General features: G+C 39.4%; 2 protein-coding genes. Both read left to right on the forward strand.

The annotated features are described in order from the left end of the window. The first annotated feature begins 99 nt into the window (after positions 1 to 99). Positions 100 to 357 (forward strand): hypothetical protein, encoded by a 258-nt coding sequence (locus WBM60_RS07090; RefSeq protein WP_424282909.1) that lies wholly within the window; start codon positions 100 to 102, stop codon positions 355 to 357. Further along, positions 338 to 1695, forward strand: a 1358-nt coding sequence (locus WBM60_RS07095; protein WP_424282910.1) for an amidohydrolase family protein, incomplete at its 3' end; no start/stop codon positions are given. The genes WBM60_RS07090 and WBM60_RS07095, both read left to right, overlap by 20 nt.

Below are 1695 nucleotides of genomic sequence, written 5' to 3' on the forward strand. Positions count from 1 at the left end.
CGCTCTACATATCTTTATTACCATAAATCCAAGGTCTATGAGTCCAATCTTGGATCTATTAGTCCAATCTTGGAGAATTATGATTATAAAAATTAAATCATGGCAGAAGATATAAAAGAGTTTAAGGGGCCTGCGATTTATTGCATAAAAATCAAGGGTGTCATTGATCAGCGTTACACAGGGCATTTTGGCGATATGATAATAAGTACTGACAAAAAAGAGGAAGGTAAGACCACCTGTAAGCTTACAGGAAGTATAAAGGATCAAGCTGAATTGATGGGGGTGCTGAATGCCCTTTATAATCTTCACTTACCTATTGTTTCCATACAGCCATTAGATGAAGAATCAGGAAAATAATTTAAAGATTAAAAAATTAAGATTACTATTTATACAATTAACTATTAAATTTAAAAACAGAGGTACTATGAAAAACAAAATGACAATAGCAACCATGCTTTTATGCATGGTATTCGGCTCCGGCTTAATGGCCCAGCAGAGCCATTCTTTAAAGAGCCATACTTTAAACGAGCAAACCGATTCGATTATGGCATTAGAAACCTTAATCAAGAACGTCAATATATTTAACGGAACATCCGAAAAGCTCATTACCGGTAAGGATGTAGTGTATATGGGCAATATAATTCAAGGCATAATTCCAGCAGGTAGCGATGAGAGCAAATACCATGAAGTTATTGATGGTAAAGGTGGCTACTTATCACCTGGTTTAATTGATGTGCATTGGCATTTGACTATGGGCACCAATGAAATGGATTATATGTTTGGTTCAATTTCTTACGTGGCCATACATTCTGGAAAGGAAGCAGGAGAGCAACTATTAAGAGGTGTAACAACTGTTCGTGATGCCGCTGGTAATACGTTTGGGCTTAAAAAAGCCATTGACGATGGTACCATTCCTGGGCCGAGAATCTACCCATCGGGTGCAATTATTTCTCAATATTCAGGACATGGAGATGTGCGTTTTGCGATCCCAACAAATTTACCCAAAGAATGGGGTGGCCCATTGGGACCTGGCGAAGCATCTGGAAATATGCTTTTGGTAAATGGAAAAGCCCAAATGATGGCTGGCGTTCGTCAGCAACTTTTTTTAGGTGCTACACAAATTAAAATTGCCGTAACTGGTGGTGTGTCTTCATTTACAGATCCCCTTTATGTATTAGAATTTACCGAGGAAGAGATTAAAACAGCTGTAGATGTGGCTGCTGATTATGGAACGTATGTAATGGCTCATGGTCACTCATCAGCAGGTGTTATTAGGGCACTGAACAGTGGTGTAAAATCTATCGAGCATGGTTCTGTTCTTACTGAAGATGTCGTTAAATTGATGGCAGAAAAGGGAGCGGTATTTGTCGAGAGTTTTGAAGTATTAGCGCAATTAAAGCCACTTTATACAGACCCTGTTCGTAAGAAAAAATTGGATGAGGCTTTGGCGGGTACGGCAAATGTGGCTAAATGGGCAAAAAAATATGGCGTAACAATGGGATTTGGAACGGATCTATTGTTTTCACCAGAAGGCCGTAAAAATGAATTGAAAGATTTAGGTCTTAGAAAAGATTTTTACAGCTCCGCTGAGATCATGATCCAGGCAACAGGCAATGGCGGCAAGATCGTGGGATTGTGCGGAAAACGAAATCCGTATGGCAAAGTGGGTGTCATTGAAGAAAATGCTATGGCCGA

The organism is Eudoraea sp. (genome assembly GCF_049669105.1).
Taxonomy (GTDB): Bacteria; Bacteroidota; Bacteroidia; order Flavobacteriales; family Flavobacteriaceae; genus Eudoraea.

Excerpts from the sequence above, each read along its gene's own strand:
- WBM60_RS07090 (WP_424282909.1), top strand. The coding sequence starts at position 100 with ATGGCAGAAGATATAAAAGAGTTTAAGGGGCCTGCGATTTATTGCATA.